General features: G+C 73.7%; 23 protein-coding genes. 20 read left to right on the top strand and 3 right to left on the bottom strand.

Features of this window, described 5'->3' with window-relative positions:
- Positions 1-44: 44 nt before the first annotated feature.
- Positions 45-242, bottom strand: a complete 198-nt coding sequence (locus tag O2W20_RS01860) for a hypothetical protein (protein ID WP_269170051.1) — start codon at positions 240-242, stop codon at positions 45-47.
- 78 nt (positions 243-320) lie between these two features.
- Here O2W20_RS01860 and O2W20_RS01855 point away from each other — a divergent pair, with 78 nt between their 5' ends.
- On the top strand, positions 321-1,322 hold the full coding sequence (locus O2W20_RS01855) for a LacI family DNA-binding transcriptional regulator (protein WP_269170050.1): 1,002 nt from the start codon (positions 321-323) through the stop codon (positions 1,320-1,322).
- A gap of 17 nt (positions 1,323-1,339) precedes the next feature.
- Here O2W20_RS01855 and O2W20_RS01850 read toward each other — a convergent pair whose 3' ends face one another.
- A complete protein-coding gene (locus O2W20_RS01850) occupies positions 1,340-2,905 on the bottom strand; it encodes an aldehyde dehydrogenase family protein (RefSeq protein WP_269170049.1) in 1,566 nt (521 codons plus the stop codon).
- A gap of 172 nt (positions 2,906-3,077) precedes the next feature.
- Between O2W20_RS01850 and O2W20_RS01845 the strand changes: the two genes are divergently transcribed.
- The gene (locus O2W20_RS01845; protein WP_269170048.1) at positions 3,078-4,085 is read left to right on the top strand and encodes a tripartite tricarboxylate transporter substrate binding protein; all 1,008 of its coding nucleotides are present in this window, start codon (positions 3,078-3,080) and stop codon (positions 4,083-4,085) included.
- 42 nt (positions 4,086-4,127) lie between these two features.
- Here the strand turns inward: O2W20_RS01845 and O2W20_RS01840 are convergent, their stop codons facing one another.
- Entirely contained in the window at positions 4,128-5,036 is a 909-nt protein-coding gene (locus tag O2W20_RS01840; protein WP_269170047.1) for a LysR family transcriptional regulator, read from the bottom strand.
- Between the two features lie 126 nt (positions 5,037-5,162).
- Between O2W20_RS01840 and O2W20_RS01835 the strand changes: the two genes are divergently transcribed.
- The 18 genes from O2W20_RS01835 (at position 5,163) to O2W20_RS01750 (ending at position 25,771) form a co-directional block, all read left to right on the top strand.
- On the top strand, positions 5,163-5,675 hold the full coding sequence (locus O2W20_RS01835; protein WP_269170046.1) for a tripartite tricarboxylate transporter TctB family protein: 513 nt from the start codon (positions 5,163-5,165) through the stop codon (positions 5,673-5,675).
- Position 5,676: 1 nt separating this feature from the next.
- On the top strand, positions 5,677-7,308 hold the full coding sequence (locus tag O2W20_RS01830; protein WP_269170045.1) for a tripartite tricarboxylate transporter permease: 1,632 nt from the start codon (positions 5,677-5,679) through the stop codon (positions 7,306-7,308).
- Entirely contained in the window at positions 7,305-8,288 is a 984-nt protein-coding gene (locus tag O2W20_RS01825) for a Bug family tripartite tricarboxylate transporter substrate binding protein (protein ID WP_269170044.1), read from the top strand. The genes O2W20_RS01830 and O2W20_RS01825 overlap by 4 nt, the downstream gene beginning before the upstream one ends.
- Positions 8,272-9,975, top strand: a complete 1,704-nt coding sequence (locus tag O2W20_RS01820) for a thiamine pyrophosphate-binding protein (RefSeq protein ID WP_269170043.1) — start codon at positions 8,272-8,274, stop codon at positions 9,973-9,975. Before O2W20_RS01825 ends, O2W20_RS01820 begins: the two co-directional genes overlap by 17 nt.
- Positions 9,972-10,640 (top strand): 3-oxoacid CoA-transferase subunit A, encoded by a 669-nt coding sequence (locus O2W20_RS01815; RefSeq protein WP_269170042.1) that lies wholly within the window; start codon positions 9,972-9,974, stop codon positions 10,638-10,640. Before O2W20_RS01820 ends, O2W20_RS01815 begins: the two co-directional genes overlap by 4 nt.
- A complete protein-coding gene (locus O2W20_RS01810) occupies positions 10,637-11,305 on the top strand; it encodes a 3-oxoacid CoA-transferase subunit B (protein ID WP_269170041.1) in 669 nt (222 codons plus the stop codon). Before O2W20_RS01815 ends, O2W20_RS01810 begins: the two co-directional genes overlap by 4 nt.
- Before the next feature lie 28 nt (positions 11,306-11,333).
- Complete coding sequence (locus O2W20_RS01805; protein ID WP_269170040.1) at positions 11,334-12,326, top strand: Bug family tripartite tricarboxylate transporter substrate binding protein; 993 nt, start codon at positions 11,334-11,336, stop codon at positions 12,324-12,326.
- Positions 12,327-12,524: 198 nt separating this feature from the next.
- On the top strand, positions 12,525-13,310 hold the full coding sequence (locus O2W20_RS01800) for a DeoR/GlpR family DNA-binding transcription regulator (protein ID WP_269170039.1): 786 nt from the start codon (positions 12,525-12,527) through the stop codon (positions 13,308-13,310).
- Complete coding sequence (locus tag O2W20_RS01795; RefSeq protein ID WP_269170038.1) at positions 13,307-14,818, top strand: rhamnulokinase; 1,512 nt, start codon at positions 13,307-13,309, stop codon at positions 14,816-14,818. Before O2W20_RS01800 ends, O2W20_RS01795 begins: the two co-directional genes overlap by 4 nt.
- Before the next feature lie 220 nt (positions 14,819-15,038).
- Positions 15,039-15,947: an autoinducer 2 ABC transporter substrate-binding protein gene (locus O2W20_RS01790; protein ID WP_269170037.1), complete on the top strand. Its 909-nt coding sequence runs from the start codon at positions 15,039-15,041 to the stop codon at positions 15,945-15,947.
- 86 nt (positions 15,948-16,033) lie between these two features.
- Entirely contained in the window at positions 16,034-17,584 is a 1,551-nt protein-coding gene (locus tag O2W20_RS01785) for a sugar ABC transporter ATP-binding protein (RefSeq protein WP_269170036.1), read from the top strand.
- Positions 17,581-18,624 (top strand): ABC transporter permease, encoded by a 1,044-nt coding sequence (locus O2W20_RS01780; protein WP_269170035.1) that lies wholly within the window; start codon positions 17,581-17,583, stop codon positions 18,622-18,624. Before O2W20_RS01785 ends, O2W20_RS01780 begins: the two co-directional genes overlap by 4 nt.
- Positions 18,621-19,736 (top strand): ABC transporter permease, encoded by a 1,116-nt coding sequence (locus O2W20_RS01775; protein WP_269170034.1) that lies wholly within the window; start codon positions 18,621-18,623, stop codon positions 19,734-19,736. Before O2W20_RS01780 ends, O2W20_RS01775 begins: the two co-directional genes overlap by 4 nt.
- Positions 19,733-20,509 carry a class II aldolase/adducin family protein gene (locus tag O2W20_RS01770; RefSeq protein ID WP_269170033.1) on the top strand — a complete coding sequence of 259 codons (777 nt, stop codon included), beginning with the start codon at positions 19,733-19,735 and terminating at the stop codon, positions 20,507-20,509. The genes O2W20_RS01775 and O2W20_RS01770 overlap by 4 nt, the downstream gene beginning before the upstream one ends.
- Positions 20,506-21,201, top strand: coding sequence for an HAD family hydrolase (locus tag O2W20_RS01765; protein WP_269170032.1), 696 nt, complete (start codon positions 20,506-20,508; stop codon positions 21,199-21,201). The genes O2W20_RS01770 and O2W20_RS01765 overlap by 4 nt, the downstream gene beginning before the upstream one ends.
- 2 nt (positions 21,202-21,203) lie before the next feature.
- Complete coding sequence (locus O2W20_RS01760) at positions 21,204-22,679, top strand: FGGY-family carbohydrate kinase (RefSeq protein WP_269170031.1); 1,476 nt, start codon at positions 21,204-21,206, stop codon at positions 22,677-22,679.
- A gap of 55 nt (positions 22,680-22,734) precedes the next feature.
- Positions 22,735-24,780 (top strand): bifunctional rhamnulose-1-phosphate aldolase/short-chain dehydrogenase, encoded by a 2,046-nt coding sequence (rhaD, locus tag O2W20_RS01755; RefSeq protein WP_269170030.1) that lies wholly within the window; start codon positions 22,735-22,737, stop codon positions 24,778-24,780.
- A 103-nt stretch (positions 24,781-24,883) separates the two neighbouring features.
- The gene (locus O2W20_RS01750; protein WP_269170029.1) at positions 24,884-25,771 is read left to right on the top strand and encodes a sugar phosphate isomerase/epimerase family protein; all 888 of its coding nucleotides are present in this window, start codon (positions 24,884-24,886) and stop codon (positions 25,769-25,771) included.
- The last annotated feature ends 19 nt before the right edge of the window (positions 25,772-25,790 follow it).

The raw sequence follows: 25,790 nt of genomic DNA, 5'->3' as shown, positions 1-25,790 counted from the left end.
CCGCGATGCGGCAGCTGGCCGCCGAGGCGCGGGGACGGCGGGGGTCAGTGCGGCTGCGCCCGGCGCACCACGAGGCCGCCCACCGCCGCCAGCACCAGCCCCACCACCACCTGGGCGATGCCGATCCCCGAGCGGTCACTGCCGAACCAGGTGACCGAGGAGACCAGGAGAACGGCGGCGACCCCCAGCAGGAAGAGGCCGATCAGCCGCTGTCGAGGGGCGCGCGGCTCCGGTGACGTCATGCCGCCGACCCTCTCAGACCCGACTGAGAGCGGTTCCAGTGCGCTGATCCCCCCGACGCCGACCGGCCCGGTGATGGGATGGGCAGCATGCGTCAGGACCACCGGCCCGCGGTCACCATCGAGCACGTGGCCCGGGCGGCCGGAGTCTCCCGGGCCACGGTCTCCCGGGTGCTCACCGGCTCCGGGCCGTTCTCCGCCGACGCCGGGCAGCGGGTACGTGCCACGGCCGAGCGGCTGGGCTACACCGCCGACCCGGTGGCCAGGGCGCTGGTCCACGGCCGGGGAACCAGGCTCGTGGTGGCGGTGACCAGCGCGTCCCCCACCGACCTCGTCGACTGCCAGTACGTGTCGCGGGTGGTCGGCTCCGCCGCGCAGCGGTGCGCCGGTGAGGGGCTGGGGGTCGCGCTGCAGTGGCTGCCGCTGGGAGCGCCGGAGCCCGCCCTCGAGGCGCTCGCCCGCGACCGATCGGTCGCCGGGGTCGTGCTGGTCGACACCACCCGCCGGGTGCTCGCCGCCGTGCCGCCCCGGCTGGCCGGGCGGGTGGTCTCCATCGGGGCGGGCTCCTCCGCCGTCCCCCTGGTCGACGTCGACACCGGCGCTGCCGCGACGGCGCTCACCGCACACCTGCTCCGGTCGGGCCGCCGGCGCATCGCGATGCTGGCCGGGCCGCCGTGGCTGCCCTGCGCGGACCGCCCGGTCGCCGCGTACCAGGCCGCGGTCCGCGCCGCAGGTCTGCCCGAACGGGTGCTGGCCGGGGACTTCACCACCGAGAGCGGCCGGCTGGGCGCCGCCGAGGCGCTGCGCCGCTGGCCCGACACCGACGCCCTGTACGCGATCTGCGACGAGACCGCGTTCGGCGCGATCCAGGCGGTCCGGGCCCTGGGGCGCCGGGTGCCGGACGACGTCGCCGTCACCGGCTTCGACGACCTGCCGCTCGCCGCCTTCAGCGGGCCGGCGCTGACCACGGCGACCCACCCGGTCGAGCAGATCGCCGCCCGGGCGGCGGCCACCCTGCTCGACCGGGACCGCACCCCGGTCACGTTGTTCCCGTCCGAGCTGGTGGTCCGGCAGAGCGCCTGACCCGGCTCGACGGGGGGTCAGATGGCGGCGGGGTAGCGCGAGTGCTCGGGGAAGTTGCCGTAGAGCAGCTCGTGCTCCGCACCCTGGGTGACCGCCTGCACCAGCAGCTCGCCGCCGACGAAGCAGCCCAGCCAGGACGCACCGCGGCCACCGAACGGCTCGGCCCGGTCACCGCGGGAGCGGGGCTTGTTGATCCCCACCTTGAACGCCTGCACCTCCCGGGCCAGCCGGCGGGCCTTGTCCTCGTCGTCGCAGGCGAGGCTCGCGACCAGCGCACCGTTGGAGGCGTTCATCTGGGCCAGCAGCTCCGCCTCGGAGTCGACGACGACGATCGTGTCGATCGGACCGAACGGCTCGGCGTGCATGAGGGAGCTGGCGCCGGCGGGGGAGAGCAGCGCCGCAGGTGCCACGTAGGCCGAGGTGTCCTGCCCGGTGATGAACCGGCCGTCGGCGACGCTGCCCCGGTACAGCGGGACGGCGCCGCGGTGCATGGCGTCGTCCACCTGGCGACCCAGCTCCTGCGCCTTCGCGGCGCTGATCACCGGCCCGAAGTCCAGGGTGGGGAGGTCGTCGCCGTCGGCCTCGACGGCCAGCGGGTGCCCGAACCGCAGCGACTGCACCAGCGGCAGGTAGGTCGCCAGGAACTGGTCGACGAGCTCCCGCTGGACGACGTAGCGCGGGTAGGCGGTGCACCGCTGCTTGCCGTACTCGAAGCCCTTCTTCAGGTGCGCGGCCAGCCCGGTCCAGTCGGAGAACTCCCAGATCCCCCAGGCGTTGAGCCCCTCCTGCTCGAGCATGTGCCGCTTGCCGGTGTCCAGCAGGTCGGCGGCGACCTTGCCGCCGTTGGACCGGCCGCCCACGAAGGCCAGCGCGCCGATCTCCGGGGAGCGCACCAGCACCGACGACAGCTCCGCACCGCCGCCGGAGAGCAGCGTGACCGGCAGCCCCTCCCGGGCCATCAGCGCATGGGCCAGGGTCAGGCAGGCCGCACCGCCCTGCGACGGCGTCTTGGCCAGCACCGCGTTGCCGGCCAGCAGCTGCACCAGCTCGGCGTGCACCAGCACCGACATCGGGTAGTTCCAGCTGGCGATGTTGGACACCGGGCCGGCCAGCGGAGCCCGGTCGCCGAGCATGGTGTCGATCTCCTCGACGTACCAGCGGACGCCGTCCAGCGCCCGGTCGACGTCGGCGCAGGCCAGCTTCCAGGGCTTGCCGATCTCCCAGGCCAGCAGCAGTGCGAGCTCGTCGCGGGCGGCGGCCATCGCCTCCACGGCGGCGGTGACCCGGGCCTTGCGCTCGGCGAGCGGGGTCCTCGCCCACTCGCGGTGGGCGGCGGCCGCGGCCAGGACGGCGTGCTGCGCCTCGCCGGCCGACAGCCGGGGGAGGCCGATGAGCTTGGTGCCGTCGACCGGCGTGACCAGCGGCTCGGGGTTGCCGATCGGCCGCCAGGCGCCGTCCACCAGGTTGTGCAGCCGGTCGGTGCCGAACGCCTCGGGGGCCAGCTCTGCGGCACGACCGAGGACCGCGGCCCACTCGGTGCCGGGCTTGACGTGCAGGGCGGGGGGCGACGACGCGGCAGCCATGGCGGCACTCTGCCAGTCGTCTTGGACGTCTGGCGAGTGAACTGGCTCACACGCACCTCGGGATCGTTGCCCGACCGTGATCCAGCGGCCGGGCGACCCTCGGAGAGTCAGGGCACAGTGAGCCAGGCCACTGCCCTGGGACACGCGCCCTCGAACACGACGGAGGTAACCGATGCAACGACGCCGGCTCACCGTTCCCGCACTCCTCGCCGCATCCGCACTCACCCTGGCCGGCTGCGGCGGCACCGAGGACGAGCCCGCGACCGGGGGTGGTGGGGGCGACGACGCTGCGGCGGCGGACTACCCGACCGACGACATCACCCTCTACGTGCCCTACGCCGCGGGCGGCCCGACCGACCTGGCCGCACGGACGATCGGCGACTGCCTGTCCACGGAGTTCGGGCAGACCGTCGTGGTGGAGAACCGTCCCGGCGCCTCCGGGTCGCTCGGCATGCAGGCGATGCTGGCCGGTGGCAACGACGGCTACAGCCTGTCGCTGATCGCCGTCCCGGCCACCGCGACCAACCCGCTCCAGCAGGACGTCGGCTACACCAACGAGGACTACGTCCCGATCGCCGCCGTCACCGAGATCCCCTCCGTCCTCGCGGTCGGGTCGGACTCCGAGTACGCCGACGCCGAGGCGTTCTTCCAGGCCGCCGAGGAGAACCCCGGCCAGCTGAACGTCGGCGTCCCCGGGGCGACGACGTCCCAGGCGATGGAGCTGCAGCGACTGGCCGAGGAGTACGACGTCCAGGTGACCGCGGTGCCGTTCACCGGGAACGCCGAGATGACCACCGCCCTGCTCGGCGGCAACGTGGACGCCGTCTTCATCAACGCCTCGGAGGACGTACTGGCGAACGTCGAGGCCGGCGAGTTCGTGCCGCTGGCGGTGAGCCCTCCCGAGCAGGTCGACTACCTGGAGGACGTGCCCACGCTCGCCGAGTCGGGCTTCCCGGAGCTGACCAACAGCGTGTCGGTGTTCGGCCTCGCGGCCCCGGCCGGCACGCCCGAGGACGTCGTCACCACCCTGGAGACGACGGTCAACGACTGCCTGGAGCAGCCCGAGGTGATGGAGCAGCTCGGCGAGGAGTACGTGCCCGACGAGTTCATCGGCACGGACGCCTTCGCCGACCGGATCGACGAGATCGTCGAGACGTACGGCCCGATCCTGCAGGAGTGAGCCCCGGTGGCCGGCGCCGTCCGCACCTGGGGACGGCGCCGGTCACCGATCACCGGGTGGCGGGCTGGGCAGCACCTCCTCGGCGGTGGCCAGGAACCCGGCCAGCACCGGGGAGGGGTCCTCGCGGCGCCAGGCCAGCGCGATCGGCACCCGCACGTCGACCCCGCCGGCGATCGGGCGGAAGACCACGCCCTCCAGCTGGAGCCGCTCGGCCGACGCGGGCATCAGCGTGACGCCGACCGCAGCGCCGACCAGGGCGACCACGGTGTGCGTGTCCGGGGCCTCCTGGACCACCCGCGGGGTGAACCCGGCGGAGAAGCACGCGTGCACCGCCGCGTCCCGCAGCGCCGAGCCGTGCCTCGAGGGGTAGGTGACGAAGGGCTCGCCGGACAGGTCCGCCAGGTCCACCGCGTCCGCGCCGGCGAGCGGGTGGTCCAGCGGCAGCACCGCCATCAGCGGCTCGTTGAGGATGACCCGGCTGGCCAGCGGTCCGTCGGGCACTGGGGCGCGGAGGAACCCGACGTCGATCCGTCCGTCCAGCAGCGAGCTGACCTGGGTGCCGCTGAACACCGCCGGGTGCAGGTCCAGCCGCACCAGCGGGTAGCGCTGGCGGTAGGCACGGGCCATCCGGGGGAGCAGCCGCCAGGTGATCGCCCCGGTCACCCCGACCCGGATCTCACCGCGGGCGCCCCGCTCCGTGGCCAGCACCGACTCCCGGGCCCGGTCGACCTCGGCCAGTACCCGGTGCACGTGCTCCAGGAAGACCACGCCCGCCGCGGTCAGCCGGACCTGCCGGGTGGTCCGCTCCAGCAGCAGCGTGCCGACGTCCTGCTCGAGGTGCTTGATCTGCTGGCTGAGCGCCGGCTGGGCGGCGTGCAGCCGGAGCGCCGCCCGCCCGAAGTGCAGTTCCTCGGCCACCGTGGCGAACGCGCGCAGGTGTCGCAGCTCCATCGGGCTCCTCCTTGCCATTGATGCACAGCCGTTCTGGATCAGCGGGTCATTCCGTATTGGACCACTCTCAAAGCCGGCCCTAGTGTCCTGGCTCACACGCGGCGTCAACGAGGACGAGGTGAGCACGTGCACGGCTCGACATCGGCGTCCGGCGCCCCGACCGAGGGGACGGCGGACCGGGGGCACCGGTGGCGGCAGCTCCACCGGATCGCGCCGCTGCTGCTCCTCGTCCTCGGGGTCGTCGCGATCTTCGGCTCCCGCGGGCTGGGCCTGGGCGAGCTGACCGCACCGGGGCCGGGGCTGTGGCCCTTCATCGTCTCGCTGCTGCTCACCGGCACAACGGCCGTGCTGGTCCTCCTCGACCCGGCCGAGGACTACGAGCCGTGGACCCGCGGCACGGTGCGGATCATGGCCGGCCTGGTCAGCCTCGGGGTCTTCATCCTGCTGTTCCAGACCTTCGGCTTCGTCGTCTCGGCCTTCCTGATGCTGGTCCTGTGGCTGAAGGTCTTCGGGGGTGAGTCCTGGCGCTGGACGCTGGGGCTGGCCGTCGGCGGCACGGCCGTGATGTACCTGCTGTTCGTGGAGCTGCTCGGGGTGCCCTTCCCCGACGGCCTCGTCGACGCCGTGATCGGGGGCTGACGTGGACAGCTGGAGCGGCATCGTCACGGGCTTCTCCGTCGCCCTGACCCCGACCAACCTGCTGTACGTGTTCTTCGGCGTGCTGATCGGCACCGTCATCGGGGTGCTGCCGGGCCTCGGGCCGACGGCGACGATCGCCCTGCTGCTGCCGATCACCTACACGGTCGAGCCGGTGACCGCGGTGATCCTGCTGGCCGGCATCTACTACGGCTCGATGTACGGCGGCACGATCACCTCGGTGCTGCTGCGGCTGCCCGGCGAGGCGGCGTCGGTGGTGACCACCTTCGACGGCTACCAGATGGCCAAGCAGGGCCGGGCCGGGCCGGCGCTGGGCATCGCCGCCGTCGGGTCGTACATCGGCGGCACTGTCTCGGTGATCGGGATGATCCTGCTGGCGCCCCCGCTGGCCCAGCTGGCGGTCTCCTTCGGGCCGCCGGAGTACGTCGCGCTGACCGTGCTGGGCATCCTGCTGGTCACCTACCTGGGCACCGGCTCGGTGCTGAAGAGCATGTCCATGGCCGCCCTGGGGCTGCTGCTGGCCACGATCGGCCTGGACCCGATCACCGGCACCGCGCGCTTCACGTTCGGGGAGGTCGCGCTCTTCAACGGCCTGGACTTCGTCGCGGTGGCGATGGGCCTGTTCGGCGTCGGGGAGATCCTGCACAGCCTGGAGCGCACCGACAAGGTCCAGGCGGTCACCTCCAAGATCAAGGGCATCTGGCCGACCCGGAAGGACTTCCGCGACTCCTCCGGCGCGATCGGCCGCGGCTCACTGCTCGGCTTCGCGATCGGGGTGCTGCCCGGCGGCGGCGGGGTCGTCTCCTCGCTGGCCTCCTACGCCATGGAGAAGCGCCGGGCCAAGGACCCCAGCCGCTTCGGCAAGGGCGCCATCGAGGGGGTCGCCGGCCCGGAGACGGCGAACAACGCCTCCTCCACCTCGGCGTTCATCCCGCTGCTCACCCTGGGCATCCCGCCCAACGTGGTGCTGGCGCTGATCTTCGGCGCCCTGCTGGTGCAGGACATCACCCCGGGGCCGCAGCTGATCGAGCAGGAGCCGGAGATCTTCTGGGGCGTCATCGCCTCGATGGTCATCGGCAACCTGATGCTGCTGGCGCTGAACATCCCGCTGGTCGGGTTCTTCGTCCAGATGCTCCGGGTGCGGGCCGGCATCCTCGCCGCGTTCGCCCTGCTGGTCACCATGGCCGGCGTCTTCTCGGTCAACAACAACGTCTTCGACATGTGGGTCGTGCTGGGCTTCGGCGTCATCGGCTGGCTGATGAAGAAGACCGGCTTCGAGCCGGGCCCGCTGGTGCTCGCCTTCGTTCTCGGGTCGATCCTCGAGCGGGCCTTCCGGCAGTCGATGCTGCTCTCCGGCGGCAGCTTCGACATCTTCGTCACCCGCCCGATCTCCGGCGGCATGTTCGCCTTCATGGCGCTGATCATCATCGTCAGCGCGATCACCAGCCGGCGGCGCAAGGCGGTCTTCGGCCGGGTCGACCCCGCCGACGTCGACGAGACCGACGAGACCAGCCCGGACGCCGACCGGCAGGTCGCCGCCGAGGGCAGCCCCGGCGCCGACTCGACCACCGACGAGCCCTCGGGCTCCACCTCCACCACCCCAGGAGAACGATGACCACGCGCCGCACCCTCGCCGTCCTGCTCGTCACCGGCGTCGCCCTGACCGGCTGCGGCGGCACGGAGGAGGAGACCACCGAGGCCGCCGGGGCGTCGGAGGACTACCCGACCGAGGACATCCGGTTGCTGGTGCCCTACACCGCCGGCGGCCCGACCGACATCGCCGCCCGGGCGCTGGCGGCGCACATGGAGAGCGAGCTCGACCAGCCCGTCGTCGTGGAGAACGCGCCGGGGGCCTCGGGGGCGACCGCCTACCAGCAGCTCATCAACGCCGACGCCGACGGCTACACGCTGTCGATGACGGCGCTGCCCACGGCGGTGCTCAACTACCTGTCCAACGAGGTCGGCTACACCCGGGAGGACTTCGCGCCGGTCGGCGTGGTCACCCAGGTGCCCTCGGGGATTCTCGTCCCGGCCGACTCGCCGTACCAGTCGCTGGAGGACCTCTTCGACGCCGCGAGGGAGGACCCCCAGGCGGTCACCGTCGGCACGCCCGGGGCCACCAACACCCACGCCGCGGAGACCCAGCGGATCACCGAGCTCTACGACGTCCCGCTCACCGTCGTCCCGTTCAACGGCAACGCCGAGGTGCAGACCGCACTGCTGGGGGAGAACGTCACCGCCGGCTTCGCCAACCTGTCCCAGGACATCCTGCCCGCGATCGAGTCCGGTGACCTCCGGGTGCTGGCCGTCGGCAGCCCGGAGCCGCTGCCCTACGTGGACGCCCCCACCTTCGTCGAGCTCGGCTACCCCGAGCTGGTGCAGAGCACCACGACGTTCGGGGTCATCGCCCCGGCCGGCACGCCGGAGGAGGTGGTGCAGACGCTGGAGGACACGCTGCGCAGCGCCACCGAGGACCCGCAGGTCGTCGAGACGCTGGACGAGCGGTACGTGCCGGAGGAGTTCATCGGCGCCGACGGCCTGGGCGAGCTGTTCGTCGAGACGGAGGAGACCTTCGGCGATGTCCTCGGCGACTGAGGCGACCGCGACCGCGATCGCGACCGGCCTGCGCACCGGCGCCGACGACCTGGTCGCCGCCCTGCAGGAGCTGGGCGTGGAGATCGCCTTCGGCCTGCCCGGGGTGCACAACCTGGCGATCTGGGAGGCGGCCGCCGCCGCGGGGCTGCGGCTGGTCGGGGTGCGGCACGAGCAGACCGCGGTCTACGCCGCCGACGGCTACGCCCGCGCCACCGGCCGGCTGGGCGTCGCCGTCGTCACGACCGGCCCCGGGGCGGCCAACACCCTGGGCGCCACCGGCGAGGCGATGGCGTCGGGCGTGCCGGTGCTGGTGGTCGCCACCGACATCCCCACCACGCTGCGCCGCCCGGGCGTGCACCGCGGGGTGCTGCACGAGACCCGGGACCAGGGCGCGATGTTCGCCCCGGTCACCAAGCTGACGGTCACCTGCGACTCGGCCGATCAGCTGGGGGCGGAGACGGTGCGGGCCGGCGCGGTCGCGCTGACCGCCGCCACCGGGCCGGTCTACCTGGGGGTGCCGACCGACCTGCTCAGCGCCCCCGTGGACGGCGACCGGCCGGCCGCCCCGGCCGTCCCGCCACCGGCTCCCGCCCCCGAGGCGGACGTCGCCCGCGCGGTGGAGCTGCTGGCCGCCGCCCGACGCCCGCTGATCTGGGCCGGCGGCGGCGCGCTCCGCAGCGGCGCCGGGGAGGTGCTGGGCCGGCTCGCCGAGCAGCTCGCGGCACCGGTGGTCACCACCTACAACGGCCGCGGGGTGCTCCCGCCCGATCACCCGTGCCTGGCCCCCGGCCCGGCCCACGTCCCCGAGATCGGGGCGCTGTGGGACGACGCCGACCTGGTGGTCGCCGTCGGCAGCGACCTCGACGGGATGACCACGCAGAACTGGGCGATGCCCCAGCCGGCCACCCTGCTCGCGGTGAACGTCGACGCCGCCGACGCGAACAAGAACTACCCGGCCGACCTGACCCTGGTCGGGGACGCCGCCGCGGTGGTCCGCCAGCTCCTCGCCGGCCTCCCGCCGCGCGGCGGCCTCCCCGAGCTGCGGGAGCGGCTGGCCGGCCTGGGGGACCGGGTCCGCGCGCTGGTGGCGGCCGAGGACCCGCAGGCCGCCCAGCTCCTGGACGTGCTGGACCGGGTGCTGGCGCCCGAGGGAGCGCTGCCCGACGGGGTGCTGCTGGCCGACATGTGCATCGCCGGGTACTGGGTCGCGGCGTTCGGCCGGGTCCCCGGGCCGCGGCGGTTCGCCTTCCCGATGGGCTGGGGCACGCTCGGCTACGCCTTCCCCGCGGCGCTCGGCGCTGCGCTGGCCGGGCAGGGCCGCACCCTGGCCCTGGTCGGCGACGGCGGTTTCCTCTTCGCCTGCGGCGAGCTGGCCGCGGTCGCGCAGGAGCAGCCGCCGCTGACCGTGGTGATCGTCGACGACGGCGGCTACGGGATGCTCCGGTTCGACCAGGTGCACAGCGGGGCCCCGACCCGCGGCGTGGACCTGGCCACCCCCGACTTCGTCGCCCTGGCCCGCTCCTTCGGCGTCCCGGCGGACGCCGTCGACGGCTTCGGGCCGGAGTTCGAGGACCGGCTGACCGCCGCGCTGGGCGCCACCGGCCCGAACGTGCTGGTGGTGCGGGCGGCCCTCACCCCGCCGCCGTCGACCTCCCCGCGCTGGTACCGCCGGCAGGGGCCGCGATGATCGACAAGCGGGTGGCGACCCTCGCCGACGCGGTCGCCGGGATCTCCGACGGCGCCACGGTGCTGATCGGGGGCTTCGGGGACTCCGGCGTCCCGGTGGAGCTGGTGCACGCCCTGCTCGACCACGGCGCCCGCGACCTGACCGTGGTCACCAACAACGCCGGGGCGGGGGAGAGCGACGTCGCCGCGCTGATCCGGGAACGCCGGGTGCGGACGGTCGTCTGCTCCTACCCCCGGTCGATGGGCTCGGTCTGGTTCGAGGAGCGGTGGCGGGCCGGGGAGATCGGCCTGGAGCTGGTGCCCCAGGGGACGCTGAGCGAGCGGATGCGCGCCGCCGGCGCCGGGCTGGGCGGGTTCTTCACCCCGACCGGCGCGGACACCCTGCTGGCCGAGGGCAAGGAGGTGCGCACCATCGGTGGCCGTCCGCACGTGTTCGAGCACCCGCTGCCCGGCGACGTCGCGCTGATCAAGGCGCACCGGGCCGACCGGTGGGGCAACCTCGTCTACCGGACGGCGGCGCGCAACTACGGCCCCACGATGGCCACCGCGGCGGCGCTCACGGTGGTGCAGGTCGAGGAGTTCGTCGAGCTGGGCGATCTGGACCCCGAGGCGGTGGTCACCCCCGGCGTCTTCGTCGACCGGGTGGTCCGCGTGGCGGCGTCGTGATCAGCCCGCTGAGCGACGTGGCCGTGGCCCGGCGGGTGGCCCGGGACATCCCGGACGGCTCCTACGTCAACCTGGGCATCGGCATGCCGATCCTGGTCGGTGACGTGGTCGGCCCCGACAAGGAGATCGTCTACCACAGCGAGAACGGGATCCTCGGGATGGGACCGGCCCCGGCGCCCGGCGAGGAGGACCGGGAGCTGATCAACGCCGGCAAGCAGCCGGTGACGCTGCTGCCCGGCGGTTGCTACTTCCACCACACCGACGCCTTCGTGATGATGCGCGGCGGGCACATCGACATCTCCGTGCTCGGCGCCTTCCAGGTCTCCGAGACCGGCGACCTGGCCAACTGGATCACCGACCTGGCCACCATGCCGCCCGCCGTCGGCGGGGCGATGGACCTGGCCGTGGGCGCCAAGCGGGTGCTGGTGATGACGACGCACACCACCCGGGACGGCCGCCCCAAGCTGCTGCCCCGGTGCACCTACCCGCTCACCGCCGCCCGGGTGGTGGACCGGGTCTACACCGACCTGGCGGTCCTCGACGTCGGCCCCGACGGGCTGGTCGTCCAGGAGATGGCACCGGGGCTCACCCGCACGGAGCTGCAGTCGCTCACGGCTGCCCGGCTCACCTTCGCCGACGACGTCGGCGAGCTCGACCCGCACTGACCGGTCCGACCCGATCCCGGAGGCAACGATGCCCCTGTCCCGCACCGCCCGTGCCCTCACCGCCTGCGCCACCCTGGGTCTGCTGACCGCCTGCGGCGGGGGCGAGGAGACGTCGTCCGGATCGGCCGACGCGGCCGCCGAGTACCCGACCGAGGAGATCCGGCTGCTGGTGCCCTACGGGGCCGGCGGGCCCACGGACCTGGCCGCCCGCGCCTACGGCGCCTCCCTGGAGGAGCAGCTGGGGCAGACCGTGGTGGTGGAGAACCTGCCCGGTGGTTCGGGTGCGCTCGCGACCCAGGAGCTGATCGGCGCCGACCCCGACGGCCACACCCTCTCCCTGGCCACCGCCGGCACCCTGGTGGTGACGCCGCTGGCCAACGAGGTCGGCTACACCAAGGACGACGTGACGCCGATCGGGGTGATGACCGAGGTGCCGTCCGTGCTCGCGGTGGGCGCCGACTCCCCGTACGCCACCGCCGAGGAGTTCTTCACCGCGGCGCAGGAGCAGCCAGGCACGCTGAACGTCGGCACCCCCGGCGCCTCCACCCCCCAGGCGATCGAGCTGCAGCGACTGGCCGACGAGTACGACGTCGAGGTCACCGCCGTGCCGTTCAACGGCAACGCGGAGATGACCACCGCCCTGCTGGGCGGCAACGTCGACGCGGTGCTGATCAACGCCTCCTCCGACGTGACCGCGAACATCGACGCCGGCCAGTTCCGCCCGCTGGCGGTCTCCTCCGCCGAGCCGCTGCCCTGGCTGCCGGACACCCCCACCCTGGCCGAGTCGGGCTTCCCCGAGCTGACGCTGGCCGGGTCGACGTTCGGCCTCATCGGGCCCGGCGAGCTGCCCGAGGAGATCGTCACCGAACTGGAGGACGCGCTGCGGACGGCGTCCGAGGACCCGGCGGTCGTGGAGCAGATCGGCGCGGACTACGTGCCGGAGGAGTTCCAGGGTGCCGAGGAGTTCCAGCAGCTGCTCGACCGCACCCAGGAGGTGTACGAGCCGATCCTGGGCGGCTGACCGCCGGCCCGTCCCGGGCCGATCCGACGGCCGGGCGCCACACGATCGTGCGGCACCGCCCCGCCCTGCTTTCGTTCGACGCGATCACGGTTTCGGACGAGCTTCACTTGTTGACGTTCAGTTTCGTTCTCCTTAGCTTTGCGGCCTGCATCACAAAGATCCACCCACTCGCCGCTGACGCCGAGGAAGGAACGACCCGTGACCGCACTCGACGAGTTCGCCCGTTCCCGGGCGATCCTCGAGCAGCTGGACAGCCACGGCCGGGTGCTCGTGGCCAGCCTGGCCGACCAGCTGGGCGTGTCCACGGTCACCATCCGCAAGGACCTCGAGGCGCTGGAGCAGCGGTCGGTGCTGCGCCGGGTCCGCGGTGGGGCGGTTCCGGCCGCGGTCTCCGACGAGGGCTCGTTCGAGAGCCGGCTGCGGCACCGGCGGGCCGAGAAGGAGGCGATCGCCGACGCGGTCGCCCCGCTGGTCCGGGACGGCGACGTGATCGCCCTCGACTCCTCCAGCACCTGTCACTACCTGGCCCAGCAGCTGCTCGACCGGCGGGGGCTGGTGGTCGTGACGAACAGCCTGCCCACGGCCACCCTGCTGTCCGAGCGCACCGACGCGAACGTGCTGCTCCCCGGCGGGGTCGTCCGCCGCTCCGCCCGCTCACTGGTCGGGCTGGTCGGCGACGTGCTGGCCGGCCGCGGCCGGATCGACCGCGGCTTCCTCGGCGGCCACGGCATCTCCGTCGAGCACGGGCTGCTCGACCTGGCGAACGAGGAGGCCCAGGCCAAGCGCTACCTGGCCGAGTCCTGCACCGAGGTCTACGGCCTCGTCGACTCCGCGAAGTTCGGCGGCTTCTCCATCCACCCGTGCGTGCCGATCGGCCGGTTGACCGCCGTCTACACCGATGACGGCGTGGACCCGGCCCAGGCCGCCGCGATCACGGCCGCCGGCGTCCCCGTGCACGCCGTGGCGATGGAGCGTCGGTCGTGAGCGGCCGGCCGGGCACCGGCCGGACCGTCGCCGCCGTCGACCTGGGCGCCGAGAGCGGTCGGGTCGTCGCGGCCACCTTCGACGGACAGCGGCTGGACCTCGACGTCGTCGGCCGCTTCCCCAACGGGGCCCGCCCGGTGGACGGGGTGCTGCGCTGGGAGTTCGAGCGGCTGTGGGAGCACGTCCAGGAGCAGCTGGCCGCTCTCGGGCGGGACCGGCCGATCGCCTCGGTCGGCGTGGACACCTGGGGCGTGGACTACGGCCTGCTACGCGCCGACGGGGCGCTGTTGGACGAGCCGACCTGCTACCGCGACCCCCGGCAGGTCCGGGCGATGGCCGAGGCCATCGGCATGGTCGGGCAGGAGGCGCTCTACGCCGCCACCGGCTGCCAGACCATGGAGATCAACGGTGTCTTCGCCCTGCTGGACGACGCCCACCACACCGATCGGCTGGCCGGCGCCGCGACGCTGCTGATGGTCCCGGACCTCTTCCACCACCGGCTCTCCGGCCTCCGCGCCACCGAGCACACCGCCGCCTCCACCTCCGGCATGTACGACACCTCGACCGGCAGGTGGGCGACCGGGCTGCTCGACGCCCTGCAGGTGCCCACCCACCTGCTGCCGGAGATCGTGGCGCCGGGCACCGACGTCGGCCCGGTGGTCGGCCCGCTCGCCGAGGGGCCGCTGGCCGGCACCCGGGTCGTCGTCCCCACCGGCCACGACACGGCAGCTGCGGTGGTGGGCACCCCGTTCAGCGGCCCCGGTGGGCTGTTCATCTCCTCGGGCACCTGGTCCCTGATGGGGGTCGAGCGGGACGACGCCCTGGTGACGCCGGCGACGTCGGCCGCCAACCTCACCAACGAAGGCGGCTACGCGGGCACCGTCCGGCTGCTGCGCAACGTGATGGGGCTGTGGATCCTGCAGGAGTGCCGGCGGCAGTGGGGACGCGAGGGGGCCGACCTCAGTTACACCGACCTGGTCGAGCTGGCCAGCGCCGAGCCTCCGCTCCGCAGCATCGTGAACCCCAACGCCACCGACTTCCTGGCCCCGGGCGACATGCCCAGCCGGCTGCGCGCCTACTGCGCGCGGCACGGCGACCCGGTACCGGACACGATCGGCGCGGTCGTCCGCTGCGTGATCGACAGCCTGGCGCTCACCTACCGGGCCACGGCAGAGGACCTGGCGGCGGCGACCGGGGACCCGGCGACCTCGATCAACGTGACCGGGGGCGGCTCGCAGAACGCCCTGCTGGCCCAGGCCACGGCCGACGCGACCGGCCTGCCGGTGCACTGCGGGCCCGTCGAGGCCACCGCGCTGGGCAACGCCGGCGTCCAGCTGATCGCCCTGGGGGAGCTCGACGACCTGGCCGACCTCCGCCGGGTCGTCGCCGCCTCGGGCCGGCTGCGCACGTACGAGCCGAGGTCGTCCTCCGCGTGGGACGACGCCGCGGCCCGGCTGCGGCAGCTGATGACCGCCGACGACCAGGCCCGCGGCCTCCGCGGCGGCTGATCCACGACTCCCGGGCAGGTGCCCGGTCCCCGCCGCTCTCCCGAGCGGCGGGCCCACCGCGGGGAACACCCCGCATCACGATGGAGTGAAGATGAGCGCAAGGCGTAACAGGGCCACGGTCGCCGTGGTCGGTGTCGGGATGGCCCTCACCCTTGCCGGGTGTGGCGAGGGCAGCGGCGGGTCCGCCGGAGGCAGCGGCGGATCCGGTGGTGGGGACGACATGCCCACGATCGCCTTCGTCCCGAAGCTGCAGGGCATCCCCTACTTCGAGGCGATGAACGCCGGCGGCGAGGCCGCCTGCGAGGAACTGGGCTGCGAGTGGCTGTACCAGGGCCCGGTCGAGGCGGATGCTGCCGCTCAGGCCGACATCGTCCGCTCCTTCATCCAGCAGGACGTCGACGTTCTCTTCGTCGCGCCCAACGACCCCGACTCGATGGCCCCGCTGCTGCAGGAGGCCGCCGACGCCGGCATCGCGGTGGGCACCACCGACACCGACGCACCGAACTCGGTCCGCGAGGTCTTCGTCAGCCAGGCCTCCACCGAGGGCATCGGCCAGACGCTGACCGACCAGATGGTGGAGGCGATGGGCGGCGCAGGCCGCTACGCCATCGTGTCCTGCGGCGAGACGGCGGAGAACCTGAACAGCTGGATCGAGGTCCAGCGGGAGTACACCGCGTCCGAGTACCCCGAGGTGGAGATCACCGAGGTCGTCTACGCCGGTGAGGACCAGGCCGCGGCCACCCAGATGGCCACCGACCTGATGAACTCCGACCCGACGCTGACCGGGCTCGTCGGCGAGTGCACCTCCTCGGCACCGGGCGTCGCCCAGGCCGTGCGGGACGCCGGCCGGATCGGCCAGGTCGCCACCGTCGGCCTCGGGACCCCCAACTCGATCGCCCCGTACCTGGAGGACGGTTCGGCCTCCTCGAGCGTGCTGTGGGACGTCGAGGCGCTGGGCTACCTCACTGTCTGGGCCGGCATGCAGCTGGCCGAGGGCAACGAGTTCGAGGCGACCAACGACGTCAACTCCGACCTGTCCGCGGTGGAGTACGACGAGGAGACCAAGACCCTGCTGCTCGGCCCGCCGCTGGTCCTGACCAGCGAGAACGTCGGCGAGTTCGACTACTGAGCCACCGCTGCGGGCGGGCCGGCCCACCGGCCCGCCCGCAGCACCCCCACCGCCACACCCACCTCGATCGTGGAGGCCGGAAGGTCATGACCACCCCCCAGCCCAGCACCCCGAGCAGGGACCGGGCCACGCCCGCCCGCCTCTCGGTGTCCGGCGTCTCGAAGCGATTCGGCGCGGTCCGGGCCATCCGGCACGCCGACATGGCCGTCCAGCCCGGCACGGTGCACGCCCTGGTCGGGGAGAACGGCGCCGGCAAGTCCACCCTGATCAAGATCCTGTCGGGCGCCGAGACGGCCGACACCGGGACGATCACCTTCGACGGCGCACCGGTGTCCATCGCCTCGACCCACGACGCGATGGCCCTCGGGATCGCGACCGTGTACCAGGAACCACAGCTGTTCGCCGAGCTGACCGTGGCCGAGAACGTCTTCACCGGCCGCGAGCTCACCCGCGGCGGCCGGGTCGACTGGGCCGCCCAGAACGCCAAGGTGGTCGAGCTGCTCGACCTGCTCGGCCTCCCAGCCCGGTACGCCACCGCCACCGTCGGCGGGCTCTCGATCGCCGAGAAGCAGCAGGTCTCGATCGCCAAGGCGCTGGCCGGCGACGCCAAGGTGCTGATCCTGGACGAGCCGTCCGCCATCCTGACCGACCGCGAGGTCGAGGTCCTGTTCAGCGTGGTGCGCCGGCTCACCGCCGCCGGCGTCTCGATCATCTACATCTCGCACCGCCTCGACGAGCTGTTCGTCATCGCCGACGAGGTCACCGTCATGCGGGACGGGCGAACCATCGGCACCCACCCGATCGCCGACCTCGACGTCCGGCAGATCGTCGAGCTGATGGTCGGCGGCATCCTGGACGACGCCCGCCCCGACCGCACCGTGCCCCCGGGAGACCCGCGGCTGGAGCTGCGCGGCCTCGGGCTGGCCGGGCAGTTCCACGACGTCGACGTCAGCATCCGACCCGGCGAGATCGTCGCCCTCTACGGCCTGATCGGCTCCGGGGTGGCCGAGATCGGCGCCACCGTCTACGGGATGGCCCGGGCGACCGCCGGGACGATCCTCGTGGACGGGGAACCCGTGCGGCCGCGCTCACCGCGGGAGGCGAAGGACCTCGGCATCGCCCTGCTCCCGGCCAACCGCAAGGAGCAGGGGCTGTTCAGCTTCCAGCCCATCTCGTTCAACATCTCCGCCGGCCACCTGCCGTTGCTGTCCCGCCTGCGCGTCTGGGTCGACCGGCGCCGCGAACGCGAGGTCGCCCGGTCGATGATCAGCCGGTTGTCGGTCAAGACGCCGCACGAGCGGCAGGCCGTCTCCACCCTCTCCGGCGGCAACGCGCAGAAGGTCGTGCTGGCCCGCCAGCTGGTCGACCGGCCCCGGGTCCTGGTCCTCGCCGAGCCCACCCAGGGCGTGGACGTGGGGGCCAAGGAGGAGATCCACCGGATCATCACCCAGCTCGCCGACGAGGGGACCGCCGTGCTGATCGTCACCTCCGACCTCGCCGAGGCGATCCGGATCGCCGACCGCCTGCAGGTCGTCCGAGCCGGCACCACCACGACCGAGTTCGGCCCGGGCGCCACCCAGGTCGACGTGCTGGCCGCTGCGGCCGGCGCCGAGCAAGAGCAGGAGGTCACGGCGTGAGCAGCTCGATCCTCACCCCCGCCGGACGGCCGGACGGCGAGCCGGCCGCTGTTGCGCCGCAGGACGGGGGCAGGCAGCGCCTCCTCCCGTCCCCGGTCACCGGGCAGGAGATGGTGCTGATCGTCGTCATCGCCCTGCTGTGGCTGGCGCTGAGCCTGGCCACCCCGGCGTTCTTCACGTCCGGGTCGATCGTCCCGCTGTTGGTCGGGATGACACCGATCGCGCTGATCGGCGTGGGCATGACGATCGTGATCATCACCGGCGGCATCGACGTGTCGGTGGGCAGCATCGTGATGGTCTGCTCGGTGATCGTCGCCCAGACGATGGTCGGCAGCGGACTGCCGCTGCCGCTGGCCGTGCTGCTCGCGGTCGCCATCGGCGGCGTCCTCGGCCTGGTCAACGGCGTGCTGATCGCCTACGGCCGGGTGCACGCGATCATCATCACCTTCGGCACGCTGAACCTCTTCCGGTTCATCGGGCTGCAGGTCTTCGGCTCCTCCACCGTCGAGGGCATCCCCCGCACGCTGAACTTCTTCGGCCGCGGGGAGGCCGGACGCACCCTGGGGATCCCGCACAGCTTCGTGATCATGCTGGTGATCGCCGCGCTGGCCTGGTGGTACCTGCGGCACACCGCCGGCGGGCGGCACTTCTACGCGATCGGCGGGGACTCCCAGGCCGCCCGGCTGGCCGGGATCTCGGTGCGCACCCGGGTGCTGATGGCCTACGTCGTCACCGGGCTGCTCGCCGGACTCGCCTCCTGCTTCGTGCTCGCCCAGGGCACCTCCAGCCTGGCGGCGAACGTCGGATCAGGGCTGGAGCTCGCCGTCATCGCCGCCGTCGTGATCGGTGGGACCTCGATCATCGGTGGCCGCGGCTCGGTGCTCGGCACCGTGCTCGGTGCGCTCCTGGTGCAGACGGTGGCCACCGGCGTGACCCAGCTGGGCTGGCGCTCGCAGCTGTCCGACCTCTTCGTCGGTCTCTTCATCCTCATCGCCGTCGGCGCCGACCTGATCCGCCAGCGCACCCGGAGGGCCTCGTGAGCACCCAGACCACGCCCGGAACAGAACCCGCCGCGGACTCCGGCAGCACCGTCGCGGAGGTCGCCGGCCGCGGGGAGAGCCTGCCCGGCAAGGTGCTGCGCATCCTGCTCACCCAGCGGATCGCCCTGCTGGTGCTGCTGCTGGCCACCGTGCTGATCACCATGACCCAGCTCAGCGCCAACAACTACCTGAGCGCGCCGTACAGCACCTCCTACCTGGCGGCGACGTTGATCAACGCCGTGCCGCTGGTGATGCTGGGGCTCGCCGAGCTGCTGGTGATCACCTCCGGCCGCGGCGGGATCGACCTCTCGGTCGGGGCGATCGTCTCGCTGACCGGCATGGTGTTCGGCTTCGCCTACGGCGAGTGGGGGTGGTCGCTGCCCGCGGCCCTGGTGCTGGCCGTCGTCTTCGGTGGCCTGTGCGGGGCGGTCAACGGCGCCCTCATCGCCTACCTGGGCTTCCCCGCCCTGATCACGACGCTGGCCACCTACTACGGCTTCAGCTCGCTGGCCCTGGTGGTCAACGACCAGCGGCCGATCAACAGCCAGCCGATCCAGGACCTGTACTCGACCGCCTCGGCGGTCTCGCTGCCCTTCCTGCCCGACGCGTTCCCGCGCATCCCGCTGGGGGTGTTCACCTTCCTGATCCCGACCGCCCTCGTGGTCTGGCTCGTCCTGGCCCGCACCACCTACGGGCGACGGCTCTACGCGATCGGCACCAACGACGTCGCCGCTGAGTGGACCGGCATCAACGTGGCCCGCACCCGGTTCACCGCCTACGTCGCCGCGGGCGCCATCTCCGGCCTGGTCGCGGTGGTCACCGTCGCGCAGTTCGCCTCCGCCCGCCCCGACTCCGGGGTGGCCGGGAACGGCATGGCGCTGCCGGCCATCACCATCGCCGTCCTCGGCGGGGTCGCCATCACCGGCGGCATCGGCCGGGTCGCCGGCGTGGTGCTCGCCACGCTGCTGATCGTCTGGCTGAACGCCGGGATCCTGCTCGCCGTCCCGGGCAACGCCGGCAGCCAGCTCCAGCTCTTCGCCCTCGGCGTCGTGCTCATCTTCGCCGCCCTGCTGAACGGCTTCTCGAACCGACGCTACGGAGGAACCTCATGACCGCCACCTGGGACCCGTCCCTGGTCAGCACCGAGCTCGTGCAGCTCACCCGGGCCCTGGGCGAGCCGGGCCGGGACCTGGCGATCCTCGCCGAGGGCAACACGTCCCAGCTGCTGGACGACGGCCGGGTGGTCGTCAAGGCCTCGGGGTCGGGCATGCGGGACGTCGACGCGGCGGACTTCGTCGTCGTCGACGTCGACCCGCTGGTCGAGCTGATCCGCGACCCGCGGAGCACCCAGGCCGACCTCACCGCGGCGCTGGACGCCGGGGAGCACGAGGGCCGGCGCCGGCGGGCCTCCATCGAGACGCTGGTGCACGTGGCCGCCCAGGCGTTCACGCCCACGCCGTTCGTCGGCCACACCCACCCCACGGCTGTGGTGGCCCTGCTGGCCAGCGTGCACGCGGCCACCGCGTACGACACCTACGTCTACTCCGACGAGGCGGTCGTGATCGGCCGGCCGCTGTTCGTGCCGTACGCCCAGCCGGGGGTCGAGCTCGGCCGGGTCTACCTGGAGGGCCTCACCCGGCACTGGGAGACCCACGGCGAGCTGCCGCAGCTGGTGCTGTTGGGCAACCACGGCATCGTCGTGAACGCCCCCAGCGCCGCAGGCGTCGAGGGCGTCTCGCAGATGGCCGTCAAGGGCGCCCAGGTGCGCTCGGCGGCCTACGCCATGGGCGGGGTGGTGCCGCTGCCGGCCGCGTCGGTGGAGACGTTCTTCGCCCGGGACGACATCGAGGAGCGGCGCCGGATCCTGGCCGGCGGCTCCCGATGACCCTCCCGCAGGACCTGCGGGCGGTCTTCCTGGACGTGGGCGGCCCCGTCTACGACGACGAGAACTTCGTCGTGGCCGTGCTGCAGGCGCTCGACGAGCTGCGGGCCGACCAGGGCCGCGGACCGGTGGACCGCAGCGCGTTCCGCGCCGTCTACGACCGGATCCGGGCCGAGCAGGGCGGCTCCCTGCGCCGCGCGCTGGCCACCGAGCTGCTCGGGGACCCCGGGCTGCGCGACGCCCTGCACGAGCGGACGCGAGTGCACTGGCACCACCCCGCGGGCACCCTGTACCCCGACGTGCTGCCGTTCCTGGCCCAGCTGCGCGGCCGGGTGACCGTCGGCGTGCTGGCCAACCAGGAGCGCGCCGTCGTCGACGCGCTCACCCGCGACGGGGTGGCCGACTCCGTGGACGTCTGGGGCGTCTCGGCCATCGTCGGGCACGAGAAGCCCAGCCCCGAGCTGTTCACCTGGTGCCTGACGCAGGCCGGCGCCCGCCCGGAGCAGGCCGTGCACATCGGCAACCGGCTGGACACCGACGTCCGCCCCGCCGCAGCCCTGGGGCTGGGCACCGTCTGGGTGCTGCGCGGCGAGGCCCCCGACGAGCCGACGCGCGAGCAGCTGGCCGAGCCGGACCTCGCCGTCCGCAGCCTGGACGGCCTGGCGGCCCGGCTGCTGGCGGGCACGGCGGTCTGACCGTGGGCACCGACCCGATCGTCCTCGGCATCGACCTGGCCACCGCCGCGGTGCGGGTGGTCGCCGTGGACGCCGGCACCGGCCAGGTGCTGGCCACGGCCGACACCCCGCTGCCCGCGCCGGAGACCCCGCGGCCCGGCTGGGTCGAACAGCGTCCCGAACACGCCGCGGCCGCGCTGCGGTCGACGGCCGAGGTCGTGGCCGCCCTGGGCCCGCGGGCCGCCGCCGTGTGCGCGCTGTCGGTCACCGGCACCTCCGGCACGGTGGTGGCCGCCGACGCCGCCGGTCGGCCGGTCGGCCCCGCGCTGCTCTACTCCGACGACCGGGGCCGGGCGCTGACCGCGGCGCTGGCCGAGCGCACCGGCGCCCGCATCGGCGCGGCCGGCACGATCGGCCGGCTGCTGTGGCTCGTTGGCGAGCCGGAGACGGCACCGACCCCGGGTCGGCGCTACCTGCACAGCGCCGACCTCGTGGTCGCCGCGCTGACCGGGGAGGTCGTCACCGACACCTCCCACGCCCTCAAGGCCGGCATCGACCCCGCCGCCGCCCGCTGGCCCGCGTTGCTGGCCGACGGCGGCGTCCCGGCCGGGACGCTGCCCGCCCTGGTGCACCCGGGCGCGGTGATCGGCACCGTGCTGCCCGACGTCGCCGCCGGGCTGGGGCTGCCCGCCGGGGTGCTCGTGGTGGCGGGGATGACCGACGGCTGCACCGCCCAGGTGGCCGCCGGGGCCGTGCGCCCGGGCCAGACGATGGGCGTCCTCGGCACCACCCTGGTGCTCAAGGGCGTCAGCGACCACCGGATCGACGCCGGCCCCGTCTACTCCCACCTCGCGCCCGGTGGCCGGTGGTGGCCCGGCGGCGCCTCCAACTCCGGCGCCGGCGTGCTCACCGCGACCAGTGACCTGCCCGGGCTGGACACGGCGGCCCTGGCCGACGGTCCGTCACCGCTGACCGCCTACCCGCTGCCCCCACCCCCGCGCACCGGCGAACGCTTCCCCTTCGCCGACCCCGACGCCGTCGGCTTCCTGGTCGACCCCCGGGAACCACCGGGTCCGCCGCCGTCGCCGGTGCAGCGCCACCGCGCGGAGCTGGACGGCGTCGCCTTCGTCGAGCGGCTCGGCCTGGACCGGCTCGCCCAGCTGGGGGTCGCCTCGACCGACCACCGAGTGGCCGGCGGCGGCAGCCGTTCCCTCCCCTGGCTGCAGGTCCGCGCCAGCACCCTGGCCCGCCCGGTGGCCCGCCCCCGCGACCCCAGCAGCGGTGTCGGCGCCGCACTCCTGGCCGCGACCGGCTGGACGGCGACCACCCGCGCCGGTGACCTGGGCGACCTGCTGGCCGAGGTCGTCGACCGCGCCGTCCACCCCGACGTGGTCGTCGACCCGGACCCGGCCGAGGTGCCGCAGCTGCAGGAGGGCTACCAGCGCTTCCTGGCCGAGCTCCACCGCCGCGACCACCTGCCCGCCTCCGGCGCGGCCTGACACCCCCGATCAGCCCCCCGCGGCAGCACAGCTGCCAGAACGGAGAACCCATCCCATGAGCGCGCCCGACCTGCCCGAGGGCGTCCGCGAGCTGCTCGCCCGGTCGCACCGGTACGGCAGCGACCCGACGGTGACCAACTACGGCGGCGGCAACACCTCGGTGACGGTCACGGTCACCAGCCCGGCCACCGGCCAGGACGTCGAGCTGGTCTACGTGAAGGGCTCCGGCGGCGACCTGGGCACCCTGCGACCGGAGGGGCTGGCCGTCCTGCGGCGCGAGCCCTTCCTGGCCCTGGACGACGTCTACCGCGGCGTCGAGCACGAGGACGAGATGGTCGGCCTCTTCCCGCACGCCGCCTTCGGCACCGGCGGGGCGACCCCGTCGATCGACACCCCGATGCACGGCCTGGTCGACTGCCCGCACGTCGACCACCTGCACCCCGACTCGGTGACCGCGCTGGCCTGCGCGGCCGACGGCCCGGCCCTGGTGCAGGAGCTGTGGGGCGGCGCCGTCGCCTGGGTGCCGTGGAAGCGACCCGGCTGGGAGCTGGGCCGGCAGGTCGCCGAGCTGGCGAAGGACCCGCAGGTGATCGGCGCGGTGCTGGGCGGGCACGGCCTGACCAGCTGGGGCGCCACGTCGACGGAGGCCCAGGAGCGGGCGCTGCGGATCATCGACGAGGCGGCCGAGTTCCTGACCCGCCGGTCGGTGCCCGAGCCGTTCGGTGCCGTGGTGCCCGATCGGGTGGCGCTGCCCGAGGAGCAGCGGCGGGCCCGGGCGGCCGAGCTGTTCCCGTCGCTTCGCCGGATCGCCTCGGCGAGCAGCCGGCAGGTCGGGCACTTCACCGACTCCGACGTCGTCCTGGACTTCCTGTCCCGGGAGAAGCTGGCCGACCTGGTGGCGCTGGGCACCTCCTGCCCCGACCACTTCCTGCGCACCAAGATCCGGCCGATGGTGCTCGACGTCCCCGTCGACGCCCCGCTGGCCGACGTCGACGCGCGGCTGGCCGAGCTGCTGGCGGAGTACCAGGCGGAGTACAGCGCCTACTACGCCCGGCACGCGCGCCCGGAGTCACCGGCGATGCGCGGCTCCGCCCCCGCGATCGTGCTGGTTCCCGGCGTCGGCATGTTCTCCTTCGGCGCCGACCACCAGACCGCCCGGGTGGCCGGGGAGTACTACGTCAACGCGATCAACGTGATGCGCGGCGCCGAGGGCGTCTCCTCCTACGCCCCGATCAGCGAGGCGGAGAAGTTCGCCGTCGAGTACTGGCAGCTGGAGGAGGACAAGCTCCAGCGCCGCCCGAAGCCCAAGGCACTGTCCGGCCGCGTCGCGCTGGTCACCGGCGGTGCGTCGGGCATCGGCCTGGCCACCGCCCGGCTGCTGCACGAGCACGGCGCCGACATCGTCATCGCCGACCTCGACCTGGCCCGCAGCGAGGAGGTCGCCACCGAGCTCGGCGGCCCGGACCGGGCCGTCGCGGTGCGGATGGACGTCTCCGACGCCGCCGCGGTCGCCGCGGCGGTGCAGGAGGCGGTGCTGCGGCTGGGCGGCATCGACATCGTGGTGAACAACGCCGGGTTCGTGAAGCCGGGCTCCCTCGAGGACACCACCCTCGCTGACTGGGACGCCCAGTTCGCCGTGATGACCCGCGGCAGCTTCGTGGTCACCCAGGCCGCAGCCCGGGTGCTCCGCGGCCAGGGCCTGGGCGGCGACGTGATCAACATCTGCTCGAAGAACGCGGTGTTCGCCGGGCCGAACAACCTGGCGTACTCCTCGGCCAAGGCCGCGCAGGCCCACATGGTGCGGCTGCTGGCCACCGAGCTGGGGGAGGACGGCATCCGGGTCAACGGCATCAACCCCGACGGCGTGGTCCGCGGCTCGGGCATCTTCGCCGGCGGCTGGGGCGCCTCCCGGGCGAAGACCTACGGCGTCGAGGAGGAGGACCTGGGCAAGTTCTACGCCCAGCGCACCGTGCTCAAGGAGGAGGTCCTCCCCGAGCACGTGGCCGGCGCCGTCCTCGCGCTCACCAACGGCACCCTGGCGGTGACGACCGGGCTGATCGTCCCGGTCGACTCCGGGGTGGCCGCCGCGTTCCTGCGCTGACCGTCCGGAGCCCCGCCCCGGGGCCGGGCTCCGGACCTCGCGAGGCCGAGCTGACGCACCACCTGTCGCACGCCCCGTCCCGGGGCACAGAGGAAGGAGTCCCATGCCTGTCACCCACGGTGTCCACGCCCTGGTCTGGACCGGAGGCTGGTCCCCGGAGGAGGCCCGCCGGGCCGTCGCCGCCAGCGCCGAAGCCGGGTACGACCTGATCGAGATCGCCCCGATCGACCCGACCGGGTACGACGCCGACCTGACGGCGAGACTGCTGCAGGAGCACGGCCTGCAGGTGAGCGCCTCGCTGGGCCTCGGCGAGGACACCGACGTGTCCAGCGAGGACCCCGACACGGTGGCCCGTGGCCGGGAGCGGCTGGCCACCGCCCTCGGAGTGCTGCGGGACAGCGGCGGGACGACGTTGTGCGGAGTGCTCTACTCCAAGCTCGGCAAGTACCACGCGCCGGCGACCGAGCGCGGTCGGGCGAACTCCCAGGAGGCGATCGCCTGGCTGGCGGACAAGGCCGCCGCGTCGGGGATCACCCTCGCGCTGGAGTTCTGCAACCGGTACGAGACGAACGTCCTCAACACCACGCAGCAGACGCTGGAGTTCATCGCCGCGGTCGGCCGGCCCAACGTGATGGCGCACCTGGACACGTACCACATGAACATCGAGGAGCACTCGTTCACCGAGGCGGTGCGGGCGGCCGCAGCGGCGGGGCGACTGGGCTACGTGCACGTCGGGGAGTCCCACCGTGGGGCCCTGGGCACCGGCTCGATCCCCTGGGCGGAGTTCTTCGGCGCCCTGGACGAGGTCGGTTACGACGGCATCGTGACGTTCGAGTCGTTCTCCTCGGAGGTCGTGCACCGGACGCTCTCCAACGACCTGGCGATCTGGCGCAACCTGTGGACGGACAACCACGCCCTGGCCCGGGACGCCCTGGCGTTCACCAAGGCCGGGCTGGCCGGGGCGGCGGCGCGGCGGGGCGCGCCGGGCTGAGGCGGGTGCCGGGCTCCTA

The organism is Modestobacter sp. VKM Ac-2982, assembly GCF_026967935.1.
Classification (GTDB): domain Bacteria; phylum Actinomycetota; class Actinomycetes; order Mycobacteriales; family Geodermatophilaceae; genus Modestobacter.
Note: the sequence above shows the minus strand (reverse complement) of the source record. Positions and strands in the feature narration are given on the sequence as shown.

Excerpts from the sequence above, each read along its gene's own strand:
- O2W20_RS01750 (WP_269170029.1), top strand. The coding sequence starts at position 24,884 with ATGCCTGTCACCCACGGTGTCCACGCCCTGGTCTGGACCGGAGGCTGG.
- O2W20_RS01805 (WP_269170040.1), top strand. The coding sequence starts at position 11,334 with ATGCCCCTGTCCCGCACCGCCCGTGCCCTCACCGCCTGCGCCACCCTG.
- O2W20_RS01820 (WP_269170043.1), top strand. The coding sequence starts at position 8,272 with ATGTCCTCGGCGACTGAGGCGACCGCGACCGCGATCGCGACCGGCCTG.
- rhaD (WP_269170030.1), top strand. The coding sequence starts at position 22,735 with ATGAGCGCGCCCGACCTGCCCGAGGGCGTCCGCGAGCTGCTCGCCCGG.
- O2W20_RS01850 (WP_269170049.1), bottom strand. The coding sequence starts at position 2,905 with ATGGCTGCCGCGTCGTCGCCCCCCGCCCTGCACGTCAAGCCCGGCACC.
- O2W20_RS01855 (WP_269170050.1), top strand. The coding sequence starts at position 321 with ATGGGCAGCATGCGTCAGGACCACCGGCCCGCGGTCACCATCGAGCAC.
- O2W20_RS01790 (WP_269170037.1), top strand. The coding sequence starts at position 15,039 with ATGCCCACGATCGCCTTCGTCCCGAAGCTGCAGGGCATCCCCTACTTC.
- O2W20_RS01785 (WP_269170036.1), top strand. The coding sequence starts at position 16,034 with ATGACCACCCCCCAGCCCAGCACCCCGAGCAGGGACCGGGCCACGCCC.
- O2W20_RS01845 (WP_269170048.1), top strand. The coding sequence starts at position 3,078 with ATGCAACGACGCCGGCTCACCGTTCCCGCACTCCTCGCCGCATCCGCA.
- O2W20_RS01825 (WP_269170044.1), top strand. The coding sequence starts at position 7,305 with ATGACCACGCGCCGCACCCTCGCCGTCCTGCTCGTCACCGGCGTCGCC.
- O2W20_RS01770 (WP_269170033.1), top strand. The coding sequence starts at position 19,733 with ATGACCGCCACCTGGGACCCGTCCCTGGTCAGCACCGAGCTCGTGCAG.
- O2W20_RS01815 (WP_269170042.1), top strand. The coding sequence starts at position 9,972 with ATGATCGACAAGCGGGTGGCGACCCTCGCCGACGCGGTCGCCGGGATC.
- O2W20_RS01840 (WP_269170047.1), bottom strand. The coding sequence starts at position 5,036 with ATGGAGCTGCGACACCTGCGCGCGTTCGCCACGGTGGCCGAGGAACTG.
- O2W20_RS01765 (WP_269170032.1), top strand. The coding sequence starts at position 20,506 with ATGACCCTCCCGCAGGACCTGCGGGCGGTCTTCCTGGACGTGGGCGGC.
- O2W20_RS01860 (WP_269170051.1), bottom strand. The coding sequence starts at position 242 with ATGACGTCACCGGAGCCGCGCGCCCCTCGACAGCGGCTGATCGGCCTC.